Source organism: Micromonospora sp. DT63 (assembly GCF_049841615.1).
Taxonomy (GTDB): Bacteria; Actinomycetota; Actinomycetes; order Mycobacteriales; family Micromonosporaceae; genus Micromonospora.
The window spans coordinates 922592-938418 of sequence record NZ_JBNCKQ010000001.1; the positions used below are offsets into that span (position 1 = coordinate 922592).

11 protein-coding genes are annotated in these 15827 nt (G+C 72.0%); 2 read left to right on the top strand and 9 right to left on the bottom strand.

Features of this window, described 5'->3' with window-relative positions:
* Positions 1-118: 118 nt before the first annotated feature.
* From ACLQ27_RS04375 to ACLQ27_RS04390, 4 genes are all read right to left on the bottom strand, one after another.
* Entirely contained in the window at positions 119-481 is a 363-nt protein-coding gene (locus tag ACLQ27_RS04375; RefSeq protein ID WP_357574019.1) for a hypothetical protein, read from the bottom strand.
* A gap of 101 nt (positions 482-582) precedes the next feature.
* Positions 583-1077: a hypothetical protein gene (locus ACLQ27_RS04380; protein WP_357574020.1), complete on the bottom strand. Its 495-nt coding sequence runs from the start codon at positions 1075-1077 to the stop codon at positions 583-585.
* Positions 1078-1308: 231 nt separating this feature from the next.
* Positions 1309-3696: a discoidin domain-containing protein gene (locus tag ACLQ27_RS04385; RefSeq protein ID WP_425865676.1), complete on the bottom strand. Its 2388-nt coding sequence runs from the start codon at positions 3694-3696 to the stop codon at positions 1309-1311.
* A 193-nt stretch (positions 3697-3889) separates the two neighbouring features.
* On the bottom strand, positions 3890-5743 hold the full coding sequence (locus ACLQ27_RS04390; protein ID WP_425865678.1) for an adenylyl cyclase: 1854 nt from the start codon (positions 5741-5743) through the stop codon (positions 3890-3892).
* Positions 5744-5916: 173 nt separating this feature from the next.
* On the opposite strand from ACLQ27_RS04390, the gene ACLQ27_RS04395 reads away from it, so the two are divergent.
* Complete coding sequence (locus ACLQ27_RS04395; RefSeq protein WP_357574023.1) at positions 5917-6558, top strand: GNAT family N-acetyltransferase; 642 nt, start codon at positions 5917-5919, stop codon at positions 6556-6558.
* Between the two features lie 491 nt (positions 6559-7049).
* Here the strand turns inward: ACLQ27_RS04395 and ACLQ27_RS04400 are convergent, their stop codons facing one another.
* Positions 7050-7817: an alpha/beta fold hydrolase gene (locus tag ACLQ27_RS04400; RefSeq protein ID WP_357492290.1), complete on the bottom strand. Its 768-nt coding sequence runs from the start codon at positions 7815-7817 to the stop codon at positions 7050-7052.
* Between the two features lie 59 nt (positions 7818-7876).
* Between ACLQ27_RS04400 and ACLQ27_RS04405 the strand changes: the two genes are divergently transcribed.
* The gene (locus ACLQ27_RS04405; protein WP_425865680.1) at positions 7877-10918 is read left to right on the top strand and encodes a BTAD domain-containing putative transcriptional regulator; all 3042 of its coding nucleotides are present in this window, start codon (positions 7877-7879) and stop codon (positions 10916-10918) included.
* 15 nt (positions 10919-10933) lie between these two features.
* On the opposite strand, the gene ACLQ27_RS04410 is transcribed toward ACLQ27_RS04405, so the two are convergent.
* The 4 genes from ACLQ27_RS04410 to ACLQ27_RS04425 form a co-directional block, all read right to left on the bottom strand.
* On the bottom strand, positions 10934-11488 hold the full coding sequence (locus ACLQ27_RS04410) for a dihydrofolate reductase family protein (protein ID WP_357410352.1): 555 nt from the start codon (positions 11486-11488) through the stop codon (positions 10934-10936).
* A 119-nt stretch (positions 11489-11607) separates the two neighbouring features.
* On the bottom strand, positions 11608-12141 hold the full coding sequence (locus ACLQ27_RS04415; protein ID WP_425865682.1) for a hypothetical protein: 534 nt from the start codon (positions 12139-12141) through the stop codon (positions 11608-11610).
* 17 nt (positions 12142-12158) lie between these two features.
* Positions 12159-13994, bottom strand: coding sequence for a S9 family peptidase (locus ACLQ27_RS04420; RefSeq protein ID WP_425865684.1), 1836 nt, complete (start codon positions 13992-13994; stop codon positions 12159-12161).
* The gene (locus tag ACLQ27_RS04425; protein ID WP_234583762.1) at positions 13995-15773 is read right to left on the bottom strand and encodes an N-acetylglutaminylglutamine amidotransferase; all 1779 of its coding nucleotides are present in this window, start codon (positions 15771-15773) and stop codon (positions 13995-13997) included.
* Between the last annotated feature and the right edge of the window lie 54 nt (positions 15774-15827).

Below are 15827 nucleotides of genomic sequence, written 5' to 3' on the forward strand. Positions count from 1 at the left end.
CCTCACCGCACCGTCAGTCTGGAAGAGCGTGCTCAACCGGCCCAAATGCCGGAATCGCCCCCCGAGGGAACCTGACGCGTTGACAGTTCGTGCCCGTGGTGCCCGCTAGGGAGACTCGTTACTGGCCCGGTCGGAGACGGTCCCACTGGACGTCGAAACAGATCAGACCTCGGTCCGCGGCCATCCTCGCTGCCTCGGCAGACACCTCCTCACACATGCTGTAGCGCATGCCGAAGTAGATGATCGGTCCCGAAGCGTTATTGATCATTGGGCCGTCCGACCAAGGGCTCACATCCTCTTCGTCCTCGGTCATGTCGATCCACCGGTCGAGCAGCGCGTCGACGTAGGCCCGGATGCGAGGAGTCGGCGGCCTATCGTGGTCCGCGTCGATGTAGTCGTCGTAGATCTGGCTGAAGATGCGCCCGCCCTCGACATCGTCTGCGGGCTGCTCGCCCTCCCACACCGCCAGGTCGTAAGTCATGTGGGGAGTGTGCCAGTGGTGGCGGATCTCCTCGTCGGGCAGTCGCCAGACCGTCCAGCCTCCCCGGACGGGGCAAGGTGGAGCGCCCTATCGGACGAGTCTCAATGGTCGATGTCAAGGCTGGGGTTATTTGGCTTGATCCGGCTTGCGGCTCTGGGCCATGAGACGGTGGGGCAGGTAGGTGCGTCGGTGGCGTTGCATCCGTTCTGTTCGCGGAGGCGGCGCCACTGCTCGTGAGCGGCGAAAATACGGTTCAGGCCGTCGTGCTCATCGCGTAGTTCCAGGAACTCGTCGAGTAGGTCGAACAGGGTCTCGACGGTGCGGGCGTCGAGGTCGTGGTCCATGTCGCGAAAGTTCTTGGGACCGGTGGGTTCGGTTAGGTGAGCGACGATGCTCCACCAGACGTGGTTGTCGAGGCAGCCGGCTTGCGTCACTAGCCATGGTTGGAATCCGGTCAGCAAGTTCCCTGCGTATGCCTGGTTGCACCCTTCGATGAAGGCCACGACGGTGGCGAAATCTTCTCGGATGAGCCACATTCTGGGGCGCTTGCGGATGTTGGCGAACAGTTCTCGGTAGTTGTTGATCGTGATCGGCACGGTCGGATTGTGCCTGGTTGTTGGCTGCTCACGCTCCCCTGCGCTGGGGGGTTTCCTCGGTCGGGCAGGCTCGCCCCTGCCCGAGGTTCTCCGTCGGGGCAAGGCTCGCCGGAGGCGGCCGCGTAGCGGCTTGGCCTGACCTGGCCGGGGTTCTCGGACAGCCCTGTGGGTGTCCGGCGCTGACGGAAGGAGCGGCCGCCGGTCGGCGTCCGGCGGCCGCCCCACGTCCGGTCAGCTGGCGTACACCTCCAGTGCCGCCAGTTGCCCGGCCGGCCAGCCGGTGTTACCGGTCACCGTGATCCGCACGTAGCGGGTCTGCGCGGCGCTGAAGGTCAGCGCCACCTGGTTGCCCGTCGACGGGTCGAACGTCCGCCCCGCGGCCCCGACCAGCGTCCCGAAGCTGCCCCCGTCGGTGCTGCCCGACACGGCGACGGTCTGCGTCCGAGCACCCCAGGCCGATGACGGCGGCAGCTTGAGCACCACCCGCCCGACAGTGCGTGTCGCGCCCAGGTCGACCTGCACCCACTGGGGGAAGGCGTTGTTGGCGCTCTCCCAGTAGCTGTTCGCGTCGCCGTCGACCACGTTGCCCGAGCCGTAGCTCTGGACGTGGCTGCTCTCGCTCGTGGATCGGCCGCGGGCGAGGTCGGAGTTGGCCGGGGCGTCGGTGGTGACGGTGACCGCGTTCGACGCCGCCGAGGTGTTGCCGCCGGCGTCGCGTGCCACGACCGTGAAGGTGTACGCGGTGGACGCGGCGAGCCCGCTCACGGTCGCCGTGGTGCCCGTGACCGTGCTGACCACCGTGCCGCCCTGGCGTACCTGGTAGCCGGTCACGCCCTTGTCGTCGGTGGATGCCGTCCAGGCCAGGGACACGCTGCTCGCTGTCTTGCCGGTCACCGTGAGGCCGCTCGGCGTGCTCGGCGGGTTGTCGGTGGTGCCGCTGGCGGCGTACACCTCGACCTGGGAGAGCTGGCCCGCCGCCCAGCCGGTGTTGCCGGCGATGCTCAGCCGGACGTAGCGGGCCGTGGTGGTCGTCAGCGTGCGCGTGACGGTGTTGCCCGTCGCCGGGTCGAAGGCGAACGCGGAGGCCCCGGCGATTGTCGAGAAGGAACTGCCGTCGACGCTGCCCTGCACGGTGATGGTCTGGGTCCGCGCGCCCCAGCTGGCGGGCAGCCGCACCACGAGCTTGTTGACCTGCTGGCTGGCGCCGAGGTCGACCTGCCACCAGTGCGGGAACGAGCCACCGCCGCTCTCCCAGTAGCTGTTGGCGTCGGAGTCCACCGCGTTCGACGCCGCGAACGAGCCGTTCTGGCTGCTCGCCGAGGTGGACCGGCCGGCGGCGAGGTTCCCGCTGGCCGGCGGCGGGGTGCCGACCGTCGGCGGGGTCGGACGTACGGCGGTGAGGGCGATCTGGCCCTTGAGCATCCGGCCGCCGTCGCCGGTGATGCGCAGGTAGTAGTCCGACGAGCAGGCCACGCCGTCCTCGTCCAGGGCCCGGATGTTTGCGCCGGCCGGGGTGGTGGCCTGCGTCTCGGACGTCTTGGCAATCTGGTTGCCCTCGTTGTACTCGTCGAACATGGACACGTACAGGCCCTGCGAGCCGAGTCGGACCATGTTGTAGATGTGCCGCCAGTAGAAGTCGCCGTGCTTGCGGTGCCCCCCGGCCAGGTCACCGGGCATCACGCAGGGCAGGTAGTCGATGCCGCGTGCCGCGCAGTCGGCCATGTCGCCGACGTTGACGTTGTTGTAGTACGAGTCGAGCTCCTCCACCGTCCGGGCCCGGTAGACCATCCACGGCGAGATGGCGTGGAACGCGTGGTAGACGTCGAGGAAGCCGGCGCGGGAGTCCTCGATGCCCTGCCGCCACCAGGTGGGCACACCACCGATGACGTAGCAGCCCTGCGCCTTGAACCAGTTGATGACCTCCAGGCACGGCCCGGGGGTGAAGGGCCGGCTGGGCTCGCTGAAGCCGAAGCCCCAGATGCAGACGACAGGCTTGCCGTTCTGGCGGGCGTACGCGCTGGACGCGGTGTGCGTCGACATCTTGTTCAGCCAGTCGGTCTTGATGTCCGACTGCATGGTGAGCCAGTCGGTGACGTCGTACATGATGTAGAACTTGCGGCTGTAGCGCTCGGCCGCCGCACGGACCTTGAGCGTCATGGCGTCGCGGGTCGGCCCCTCGTCGCCGGTCGGGTTGAACCGTTGCAGCGCTGCGGTGTCACAGCCGTACTCCTGCATCCAGCGGAAGTGGGTGTCCACGGTCTGCTGGTCGTAGGAGGAGAAGAGGGTGGCCGGCGATCCGTTGCCGAGGTTGGGGTACGCGGTGGGATAGCTGCGCGTGTACTCGCGCATGTCCGGCCACGACACGATCGTGGTGTTGGACGGCGACGGCGGCTGGAAGCGGTCGCGGCTCCAGTGCCACCAGCCGCCGATGGGCGCGGAGTCGCCGGGAGCGCTGAACCAGCCCTGGTAGCCGACCGTCACCTTGCCCACCACGTCCCCGACCGGGCTGGCGGCGGACGCGGGGCTGGCGAGGGTGGTGAGCAGCTCGGTGGTGGAGGCGGCAGCGAGGGCGGAGCCCGCCAACACGGACGTGACGAACCTGCGGCGGGAGACCGCCATGGGGACCACTCCTTCGGGACGGAAGGCATTGACGGCCATCGTGGCAGCAGTGGATGCCGTCCCGCAAGAGTGCGACTGATCGATGAAAATGTAAGTCAGGGGATCGGAAGGAACCGAGCGTCACGGTCGGGCACACGCGGAGGGCCGGCGCCGCACACCGGCGCCGGCCCTTTCGGTGGTACGCCCGGAAGCGTTACGACGCCGGGTACTGCGCGATGTAGACCGGCACGCCGACCTTCGTCGTGTCGGCCGCGTCGCCGACACCGTTGACCACGTGGTCGATGGTGCCCGCGCTGAGGTTGACGGTCATGATGTGGTGCAGCCGCACACCTGGCCGGTTCGGCACCTCGAACCCGTTCTCGGTGTGGATCGACGGGTTGTTCTGGTTGAAGACGTACACCCCGCCGCCGTAGAGGTCGTGGTGGCGCACCCGGTCCCCGACCTTGTAGCCGGCGTAGCCCTCGACCGGGCCGTTCATCCAGTCAGCCTGCGTCGGCGGGTCGTACGGCAGCTCGTTCTGGTAGAGGATCGTGGTGCCGTGCTCGCCGTTCCAGACGGTGTTGTAGCGCTGGAAGTGCTCGACGAACAGGCCGGTGGCCGTCACGTGGTCGCCGTTGATGACAGCGCCGTAGCGGCCGGTGTTGGTGCGCCAGCGGTCGGTGTCGCCGTTGACGCCCTCGGTGAAGCCCTCGACGCCGTGGTCGCCACGCCACACCCAGGTGTGGTCGATGAGCACGTTGTCGCTGTTGACCTCCAGCGCCGTGTTGGTCCGGCCGATGTGCGGGCCGCCGACGCGGAAGTACACGTCGGACAGCGTGGTCGGGTTGGCCGGGCTGCTGGCGTCGCGGCCGTGCTGACGGCCCACCCGCAGCAGGACCGGCGACTCGACGGTGCCGGCGTCGATCGTGACGCCGGCGACGATCACACCGGGCACTCCTGCGACGTCGAGCGGGACGGCGCCGTTCACCGCGGTGAGGGTGGCGTGGCCGATGCCGAGCACCACCGTGTTGGCCCGGCGGATCTCGATGCTGCGGGCGATGTCGTACACGCCGGGGGTGAGCAGCAGGTGCTTGCCGCGCGCGAGTTGACTGTTGATCACCTGCACCGGGTCGGACGGCTTGGCGATGAAGAAGTCGTCGATCGGAAGAGTCCGCCCGGGGGTCAGGCCGTCGGCCCACGAGACGCCCCGGCTGTCGCGCTGCGCCGACGGCACCCGCACGTTGTAGCGGCCCTTGCCGTCGACGAACAGGTACGGCTTCTCCCGGCTCACCGGCGTGGTGTCGAGGGTGGTGTACGGCGGGTCCGGGAACGTGGCGTCGTCAGGTGCGCCCTCGACGCCCGCGAAGACCTGGTTCCACACCGCGTTGGACCACCCGGCGACCTCGCTGTTGCGGGTGAGCCACTGCTGCTGGGAGCCGTTGGTGGTGGCCGGCAGCCGTGAGTCGGCGATGAAGCCGCCGCTGGCGAACTGCGGGCCGGCCGTGCAGTAGTCCATCAGGGACAGCCCGCCACCGGTGATGTTCAGCCGGCGCATCGAGACCGCCTGGGACACCGCCCAGAAGTTCGCCGTCGACCGGCAGCCGTCCTGGCTGGCGGCGTTGACGGTGAGCGAGAGGTTGGACAGGGTGCGCCAGAAGTTGACAAGCGCGAGGCAGTTGCCGGTGCCGCCGTCGGCCAGGCAGCGGTTGTAGACCTCGATCTTGCCGTTGACGGCGACGTCGGTGGGCGACGCGCCCAGGCCGGCGACCTCGGTGTAGTAGCCGACCTTGGCCTGCAACGGCTGTTCGGCAGTGCCGTACGCGCCCGGCTTGAACAGGTAGGCGTGCCGCTCGGTGCCCATCTCGTTGTCGACCTGGCGGGCGTGCGCGGCGTCGAGGGTCTGCTGGATCTCGCCGACCGGCATGGTCGGGTCGAAGATCGTCACGTTCGGTCCGAAGTCGGGTGCGCCGTGCGTCGGGCGGCCGGCGGTGGCAGGGGTGCCGCTCGCCGCGAGGGCGGTGGTGACCAGAAGGGCGAGCAGGAGGGTACGTCGGGACGGGGTTGTCATGTAGTTCGTCCTCTCCGCGACCGGGTGGTACTCCCGGCGCAGCTGGGGCCGTGAGAGCGCTCTCTGGTGTTTCTACCCGGTCCGGCGGCCCCACGCCATGACCACAGGGCGGCGAACTTCGGGCCGGGCCGGCGAGAATGGACGGTGGCTCTCAACCCGAGGAGGCGACGATCGTGGGCAGCACGTTGGCCGACGTCCTGGACGCGGCAGCACGCGGGCACTTCCCGCCCCCGGACGGCGGGACCACCATCGTGCCGCAGCACAGCCCCCGGGACGCCGGAGTCATCGCGTTCACCGCCCACTCCGTGGTGTTCACCGACGAGGACCCCGACTGGGTCCGCCGCACCCTGGCCGCCCTCGACTGCGACTCGCTGGCAGCCACGATGAATCCGCGCTTCCTGGCTGCGCTGCTCGACCGCACCGGACGGTCGACGGACACCATCGACCTGCTGACCGTCGCCGCCCCGCTCGCCGGAGCGCCCCCGCTGGCGCTGCGCGAGCTGACCGACACCGATCACCCCCGCGAGGCCAGGGCGCGCAGGCGTCGCGACGACGTGCGCGTCTGGGCGGCCGAGGGCGGCGTGGTAGTCCTCGGCCGTGGCGTGGCGGGTCGCTGGGAGGCAGCGATCGAGGTCGACGAGAACGTTCGCCACCGGGGCCTGGGCCGGGCGCTGGCGACGGCAGCCCGGCACCTGGTGCCCGACGGCCAGCCGGTCTGGGCGCAGCAGGCCGCCGGCAACGCGCGCAGCGTGCGTGCCTTCCAGGCGGCCGGCTTCCGACCGGTGGGCGCCGAAGCGCTGCTTCTCGAGAAGTAGCCACTCCGGCGCTGGTGTCACACGTCGCTCAGGAACTCGTCGATCATCGCGCCAGCCCGCCGAGCAGCCTGCCTATCGACTCATTGCCCCCGACCAGACCTGACCCGCCCACTCCCACGGTCTTGCGCTTCTGGGCGGGCCGGCACGCGGCTTTCGCCCCTGATGTCACGGCAGCAGCTAGTGGATGGCACCTGCCCATCGCGCCCTTTGCTCTGCTTCAACCCGCGCAACACCGGGAGACCCAAACTGTTGCGTGGGTTGAAGCAGAGCAAAGGGGCGCGACCCGAACGTCCGCCGTCCTCCACTCTCCATCCCCAGATACCCCCCGCCGCAGCTGGCTGCGACTCCGACGCTCCCCCGAAGAGCGATAGCCCTCCCCGACCCGTCGATCATGGAGTTGTGGTGGTGCACGAGACAGACATTTGCCGCCAGAATGGCCACCACAAGTCCATGATCGACCTTGTGGGGCGGGGTGCGGAAGTGAGCGCGCTCTAGCGTTGCGAGCTGGCCTCGGTCAGGAACTCGTCGATCATCGGCGCCAGCCACTCGGCGCGCTGCGGGATCGTGGTGTGGGTGGTGCCCGGCAGGATGGCCAGCCGGCAGGCCGGCAGACCGGTCAGGTCGCCGGGCACCCCGCCCCCGAGCAGCCGGAACATCAGCACCGCGTGCTCGGGCTGGACGATGTCCGAGTCGGCCAGCACGATCATGGCGGGCGCGGCCAGGGCCTTGATCTGCTCGGGCGTCCAGCGCGGCAGGTTCGCGTCCAGCACCTTCATCTTGGTGACCAGGTTGGCCCAGCCCGCCGGGTCCGGCGCGGTGCGCAGGTACTCCTCGTGGAACTCCGAGCCGTGCAGGTGCTCCGGCCGCAGATCCTGGATCCCGTCGAGCAGCCCGGGGTGCAGGCCGTCGTCCTCGAAGCTCACCGAGGCGAGGACCAGCCGCCCGACCCGCTCGGCGTGGTCGGTGCCCAGGCGCAGCGCCACCGCAGCGCCCATGCTCCAGCCGAACACGTCCGCCCGCTCGGCACCCAGCCGGTCCAGCAACTCGACCACGTCGGCGGCGAAGTGCTCCACCGTCAGCGGACGGTCGACGTCCGGGGTGTGGCCGTGCGCCTGCAACTCCACGGCGATCACCCGCCGCGACTTCGCCAGCAACGGCAGGATCGTGCCGAACGAGGTGCCGATACCCGAGAGCGCGCCGTGGATGAGCACCAGCGGCCGGCCCTCGTCACTGCCGTGTGTCTCGTGATAGATCTCCATGCCCACACGGTGCGCCGGCCCGCTTACGGTCTGCTTCAGGTCGCCTTACCGGCGATAGGATGTCCGCCGTGCAGTTCGGGGTGCTCGGGCCGCTCGCCGTCACCACGGACGCCGGCGAGCCGGTGGTGGTGCCCGGCGCCAAGGTGCGCGCCCTCCTGGCCGACCTGCTGACCAACCGCAACCAGGTCGTCTCCGCCGACCGGCTCATCGACGACCTGTGGGGTGACGACTTCCCCGCCAACCCCGCCGGCGCCCTCCAGGTGCGGGTGTCGCAACTGCGCAAGGCGCTCAACGACGCCGAGCCGGGCGCCCGCGACCTGGTCGAGTCCCGCGCTCCCGGCTACCTGCTGCGGGCCGACACGGTCGACGCCGACCGGTTCGCCGAGCTGGCCCGGCACACCGACGTCGACGTGTTGACCGAGGCGCTCGGGCTGTGGCGGGGCGAGGCGTACGCCGACGTGGCCGACGCCGAGTTCGTCCGCGCCGAGGCGACCCGACTCGCCGAGCAGCGCCTCGCCGTGCACGAGCGGCTCGCCGAGGCCCGGGTGGCCCGGGGTGAGCACGACCTCGTCGCGGCCGACCTGGCCGAACTGGTCGCCCGACACCCGCTGCGCGAGGGCCTGCGGGCTGTGCACCTGCGCGCGCTGTACGCCGCCGGTCGCCAGTCCGAAGCGCTGGACAGCTACGCCGACCTGCGGGACCGGCTCGCCGACGAGCTGGGCCTCGACCCCGGCCCCGAACTGGTCGCCCTGCACCGCAGGATCCTCGAACAGGACGCCGGCCTGAGCGCGCCACCCAAGGCCGCGATCATCCGCAACAGCCTGCCGGCCCAGCTCGACGAACTGGTCGGCCGGGCCGAGGCGCTGACCGAGCTGCGGACCCTGCTGCCCGCGCAGCGCCTGGTCACGCTGATCGGGCCGGGCGGCGTCGGCAAGACCCGGCTGGCCACCGAGAGCGCCCGCGCCCAGTCCCTTCCGGACGGCGTTCTGCTGGTCGAGCTGGCGCCGCTGCCGGCCGGGAACCCGGGCGTCGCCGAGCAGGTGCTCGGCGCGCTGGACGTGCGCGAGGCCGCCGGCACGAGCCTGTCGGCCACCGACCGACTCCTCGCGGCGCTGCGGTCGCGGCAGCTGCTGCTGGTGCTGGACAACTGCGAACACGTCATCGAGCCGGTCGCCGCGCTGGTGGCCCGGCTGCTGCGCGACGCGCCCGGGGTGCGCGTGCTGGCCACCAGCCGGGAGCCGCTCGGCCTGACCGGGGAGCTGCTCTGGGAGGTACCCCCGCTGTCGTTGCCCTCGGACAGCGACCCGGACGCGGTCCGGCGCTCGGCGGCGGCCCGGCTGTTCGCCGCCCGCGCCGCCGCCCAGCACCGCGGCTTTCGTCTCGACGAGCACACCGCGGCGGCGGTCGCGCAGCTCTGCCGTCGCCTGGACGGCCTGCCGCTGGCGTTGGAGCTGGCCGCGACCCGCGTCCGCGCGCTCGGCCTGCGAGGTGTGGTGGACCGGCTCGACGACCGGTTCCGGCTGCTCACCACGCAGCAGCGCGACGTGCCGGCGCGACAGCGGACGCTGACCGCGGTGATCGGCTGGAGCTGGGACCTGCTCGACGACGGCGACCGCGCGGTGCTGGCCCGGCTCGCGGTGTTCGGCGACGGCTGCACCCCGGAGGCGGCCGAGGTCGTCTGCCGGACCGACCTCGACACACTGGCCCGCCTGGTGGACCGGTCGCTGGTGGTGCTGGACGACACCGGCGCCGGCCCCCGTTACCGGCTGCTCGAATCGGTCGCCGCGTTCTGCCTGGAGCACCTGGTCGACGCCGACGACACCCGGGCGCGGCACGCCGCGTACTACACCGACCTGGCTGAGCAGGCCGACCCGCAGCTGCGCGGCCCCGAGCAGCAGCGGTGGCTGGCGCTGCTCGACGCGGAGACGGTGAACCTGCGCGGGGCGCTGGCGCACGGCGGCGGGTTGCGGCTGGCCGTCGCGCTGAGCTGGTACTGGTACCTGCGGGGCCGGCTCACCGAGGCGCGGCGGGCCCTCGCGACGCCGGGCGACCCGACGCAGGAGAGCCGCGCCGCGGCCTGGCGGACCGGTTTCGCGCTGTTGCAGGGCGAGCAGATCCCAGCGGCCGAGGTGCGTGCCGCACTCGCCGGTGTCACCGACGCCCGAGCCGTCTGGTTCGCCGCGAACGCGGTACTCGAGCGCAGCGACCTGCCGCTGGCGTCGGAGCTGCTGCCCACCGCCACCACCGATCCGTGGACCGAGGCCGCGGTGCTCAGCTCCCGGGCGATGATCGCGCACGCCGGCGGTGACCTGGCCGCGTTGGAGAGCGCGGCGACGCGCAGCACCGCGCTGTTCGCCGAGGTGGACGACCGGTGGGGCCGCCTGCAGGCGAGCGACTGGGTGGGTGGGCTGGCCGAGATCCGCGGTGAGTACGAACGCGCGGCGGCCCTGCACCGCGAAGGGCTGCGCTGGGCCGAGGAGCTGGGGCTGTGGCCGCACGTGGGCGGCAAGCTGTCCTGGCTGGCCTGGCTCGCGGTGCAGACCCGCGACTACGCGCAGGCCCGGGAGCTGGCCGAGCGCGCGTACCAGCTGGCGGTGGAACAGGGCTCGCCGAGCGCGATCGTCTTCGCCGAGCTCGGCCTGGGCTTCGCCGCCCGCCGCGACGGCAAGCTCGACCTGGCCACCACCCACCTCACCCGCCTCGCCGAGAAGGGGCGCAGCGAGGCCCAGCCGGCGCTCTACCTGCCGATGGTCCTCGTCGAGCTGGGTTACGCCCTCGAGCAGAGCGGCGACCCCGCCGCCGCGCTGGCCCTGCACCTCGAGGCGTTCGACGTCGCCGAGGCGATGGCCACCGCACGCGATGCGCTCGGCCCACTGGAAGGGATGGCGTCGGCGGTGCGTTCGCCCGAGGTCGCGGCCCGCCTGCTCGGCGCCGCGGCCGCCGCCCGGCAGGCCGCCGGCACTCCGGCCGCGCCCGCCGAGCGCGACGACACCGACCGCGTGACCGAACGGGTGCTCGCCGCGCTCGGCCGGGAACGGTTCGACGCGCTGGCCGCCGAGGGCGCGAAGCTGAGCCCGGGCGAGGCCCGGGCCCAGCTCTGAGCGCCGCTCAGCAGCTCAGCTCGCCGACTTCGGCCGGTACGAGGCGATGATCACGCCGCTCTTGTGCACCCGGGTGTCGATCAGCTCGAACGTCGCCTTCACGTCGGTGAGCGGGGTGCTCAGGCTGGCGCCGCCCTCCAGCACCGGGTGGATCCAGAACCGGACCTCGTCGATCAGGCCCGCCTTGACCAGCTGCGCGGTGACCGAGCCGTAGCCGTACTGGACGATGTCCTTGCCGTCCTGGGCCTTGAGCTTCGCGACCGCCTCGACCAGGTCCCCCTGGAGCACCTCCGTGTTGTTCCAGGTGGGGTTGGTGAGGGTGGTCGAGGCGACGTACTTCTTGACGTTGTTGAAGAACGCCGCGCCGGTGCTCGGGTCGCTCTCGTCCATCGTCGGCCAGGCCTGGGAGAAGCCGTCGTAGGTGGCCCGACCCATCAGCAGCGCGTCGGCGTCCTCGGTCTGCGATCCGGCGAAGGCGGCGGCCTCCTCGTCGAAGTAGGGCGCGGTCCACATCGGGTTCTCGATGACGCCGTCGAGGGTGAGGTAGGTCGAGTTGATGAGCTTGCGCATCGGAATCTCCTGGGTGTGTGTCGTGTGCTCCGGTGACACCCAGAACTCTGCCGAGCCCCGCTTACGATTCGCTTCAGGTCCCCTTGCGAGGGGCCGAAAGCGGGGCCGGAAGCGGGGCCTTAGAGCGGGTCGGTCAGCGGGATCGGCAGCGCCTGCGGGGCCGCCGTGCCGCCGCCTGACGAGTGCGCGGGCGCGGGCCGGTCGCCGGTGCGGCTGTGCAGACGTCCGCGCCCGGCCGGCCCGGCGCGGCGGGTCACCTCGACGGTCACCATCCGCACCGGCGGTGGCGGCGCGGTGAAGCGGCCCACGCCCCAGCGCACCCAGATCGGGATCCGGCCGGCGTCGGCCTCGGCGGCGAGTTTCTGCACCGTACGCGCCCGGTCGGTGTGGTCGACCTCGATCACCACCGGTGGGCCGTCCGGTCGGGCGCACGCCACGTCGAGGACGGAGTGCCGCTGGTGCATGGGCGGCGGCAGCGGCACGACGCTGGGTGCGCGCCGGTAGACCCGCCAGCGGTGCTCCTGCCCCCACCGCGCCACCGCGTCGATGATCAGCGCGGTCACCTCGTCGACGTCCAGGTCGACGAAGGTCACGTCGGCCAGCCACCGGCCCAGGTCGGCGGCCAGCCGCTCACCCTGCGCCGTGACGTCCACCGGCGCAGGATAACGCCTCAGCCGAGGGTGGCCGCCGTCACGGCGAGGTGCCGGGTGAGCCATGCGGTGGTGGCCGTACGCGCCGTCTCGGCGTTGTCGCGGGCCAGGAAGTCGTGCCCCTCCCCGGTGAGCACGAGGTGCCCGTGCGGTACGTCCTGCGCGGCGAGGGCCTGCGCCACCTGGGCCGACTCGCCGGCCGGCACGTTGGTGTCGTTGGCGCCGTGGATGAGCAGCAGCGGCACGTCGAGCTGGTCGATGCGGGTCATCGGTGACAGGTCCCGCAGCAGGTCGGCGTCGCGCACCGGGTCGCCGTACTTGCTGACGGCGGCGGCGGCGATCCACGGCTCGGTGCCGGCGTAGAACGTGCGGAAATCGGAGATGCCGCACTCGGCCACACCCGCGGCGAACAGCCCCGGGAAGTTCACCAGCACCGCGAGGACCAGGTAGCCGCCGTAGGAGCGGCCCAGGCAGCCGAGCCGGCCCGGGATCGCGACACCGCTGTCGATCAGGTGGTCGGCGCACGCCGCCACGTCGGCGATGGCCCCGTAGCGGCCGGCGAGGTTGTCGGCGGCGACGAAGGTGCGGCCGAAGCCCGACGAGCCCCGCACGTTGGGCGCGAACACGGCGACGCCCTGCGCGACGAGGGCCTGGAACAGCGGGTTGTAGCCGGGACGCTCCTGCGCCTCCGGGCCACCGTGCAGGCTGATCGCCGTCGGCCAGGGACCCGGGCCGGGCGGGCGGTACAGCCAGCCGGACAGCGGCAACCCGTCGCGGGCGCGCAGGTCGACGAGCTGCGGGGCGACACCGCTGTCCCCCGTACGGGCGGCGCCGGTGTCCGGCCGCAGCGGACGGGGTGTGCCGGTCACCGGGTCGACCAGCCAGACCTCCCGCGGCTGCACCGGCCCCTGCGCGGTGACGCAGAGCAGGCCGCCGTCGGCGGCGAAGACCGCGCCGTCGAGCACCTCGCCCGGGGCGGCGACGGCCCGCTGCACGCCGCTGGCGAGATCCAGCAGACTCAACTCGCTGCGCCCGCCGTAGGTGTTCCACGACAGCGCGGCGCGGCGCCGGTCGGCGCTGAGCGCGACGTGTTCCAGCTCGGCGTCCGGACGCGCCGCGAGCCGCGTCGGGGCCCGATCCGGGCGCGCGAGGTCGACGCGCACCAGTGCGGCCAGCTCCGCGAACGCGTCGGTACGCGCCAGCACGCTCGTCCCGTCGGGGCCGAACCAGCCCTGGTCGGTGCTGCCCCGACCGGTGTCCGGCAGCAGGCGTACCCGGTCGCCGGTGGCCACGTCCAGCAGTTCGAGCCAGCGGGCGTTTCGCGGACCGCGTCGCAGCAGGGCCGACCCGCCGTCCGGGCTGACGTCCAGGAGGGTGAGCAGGTCGCCCTCGGCGAGCACCCGCCGGTGCCCGGTGTCGGCGTCGACGAGCACTGCGGCACCCCGCTCGGCGGTCTCGGTGACCGCCAGCAGCGCGCCGCCGGGCAGCCAACCGGCCAGGGCGGCGCTGCGGCGGCCGAACCCGGCGACCTGGCGGCGCTGCGTGCCGTCGGGGCTCAGCACCCACAGCTCGGTGCGGGGGGCGCCGCCGGGCGCGACGACGCACGCCAGCCATCGCCCGTCCGGGGACCAGCTCACCGCCAGGACCGGTTCGTCGCCGCTGGGCAGCGCGACGGCCTCGCCCGCGTCGACGTCGCGGACCCAGACGGCAGGGGTTCCGGCCCGGTCGGACAGGTACGCCACCCGTCGGCCGTCCGGTGACGGCGCGGGCGCGAAGTCCTCGCCGGGAGGCGGGGCCACCGCCGGCCGGTGCCGTACGGGACGGACCCGGCGCGGCACCTCCATCCGTACGCTCATCTAAACCCCGATCCGCTGCAACCAGAGCTCCAGCAGCCCGAGCTGCCAGAGCGCGTTGGAGCCCAGCGTGGTCCGCCGGGCGTTCGGCGCCTCCAGCAACTCCTCCAGGTAGTCCTTGCGGAACAGGCCGCGCTCGCGCGCCGGTCGTGCGGTCAGCGCGTCCCGGACGTCGTCGAGCAGCGGGCCGGACAGGTGCCGGATCGCGGGCACCGGGAAGTAGCCCTTCGGCCGGTCGATCACCTCGTCGGGCACGATGCCCCGGCTCGCGGCCTTCAGCACGCCCTTGCCGCCCTGGGCGAGCTTGAGCGCCGGTGGGCAGGCGGCGGCCAGCTCGACGACCTCGTGGTCGAGGAACGGCACCCGGGCCTCCAGCCCCCACGCCATCGTCATGTTGTCGACCCGCTTGACCGGGTCGTCGACGAGCATCACCAGGCTGTCCTGGCGCAGCGCCGCGTCGAGCGCGGTGTCCGCGCCCGGCGTGCCGAAGTGGGCGGTGACGAACTCCAGGCTCGCGTCGTGGTCGAGCATCCACTCCGGCGCCAGGTGCCCGGCGAGCGCGTCGTGGCGACGATCGAAGAACACCCGGGCGTACGCCTCGACGGCGTCTGCGCGGGCCGCGTTGGCCATCGGCGGGTACCAGTCGTAGCCGGCGAAGATCTCGTCGGCGCCCTGCCCGGACTGCACCACTGTGATGCGCTGCGAGACCTCCTCGGAGAGCAGGTGGAACGCCACGCAGTCGTGGCTGACCATCGGCTCGCTCATCGCCGCGATGGCCTCGTGCACGGCCGGCACGAACCGGGCCGCGCCGATGCGGATCTGGTGGTGGTCGGTGTCGTACTCGCGGGCCACCAGATCGGAGTAGTGGAACTCGTCGCCGCTCTCCCCCGCCGCCGCCTCGAAGCCGATGCTGAAGGTGGCGAGGCCGGTCTGGCCCTGCTCGGCGAGCAGGGCGACGATCAGGCTGGAGTCCAGGCCGCCGGAGAGCAGCACGCCGACCGGCACGTCGGCGACCATCCGCCGGCGTACGGCGGTGCGCAGCGCCGCCATGATCCGTTCCTGCCACTCCCCGGCGGACATGACCGGGGCGGCGGCGCGGGTGAACTCCGGCCGCCAGTAGACGGTGTCGGTGCTGCGGCCGTCGCCGGTGATCACCCGCACGGTGGCCGGGGGCAGCTTGCGGACGCCGGCCAGGATGGTGCGCGGTGGTGGCACCACCGAGTGGAAGCTCATGTAGTGGTGCAGCGCCACCGGGTCGAGGTCGGTGTCCACGTCACCGGCGGCGAGCAGCGCCGGCAGGGTCGAGGCGAAGCGGATCCGGCCGGGCGTCTCGGCGAGGTAGAGGGGCTTGATGCCGAGCCGGTCGCGGGCCAGCACCAGCGTGTTCGTGGCCATGTCGACGAGGGCGAACGCGAACATCCCGTAGAACCGCTCGACGCAGGCCGTCCCCCACCTGTGGTACGCCTTGAGGATCACCTCGGTGTCCGAGGTGGACCGGAAGGAGTAGCCGGCGGTGGTCAGCTCGTCGCGCAGCTCACGATAGTTGTAGATGCACCCGTTGAAGACCAGGGCGAGGCCCAGCTCGGGATCGACCATCGGCTGGGCGCCGGCGTCGGACAGGTCGATGATGCGCAGCCGGCGGTGCACCAGCGCCGCCGGGCCGTGCTGCCAGCGTCCCTCGCCGTCCGGGCCCCGGGAGGACAGGACGGGCAGCATCCGTTCCAGCGCCGCCAGATCCGGTGGCGCCCCGTCGAGGCGGAATTCGCCTCCGATACCGCACATGGCACACACCTCTCATCGGCTCGGTCCGCTCGGGCCGCTGACCGGTCCAGGCTT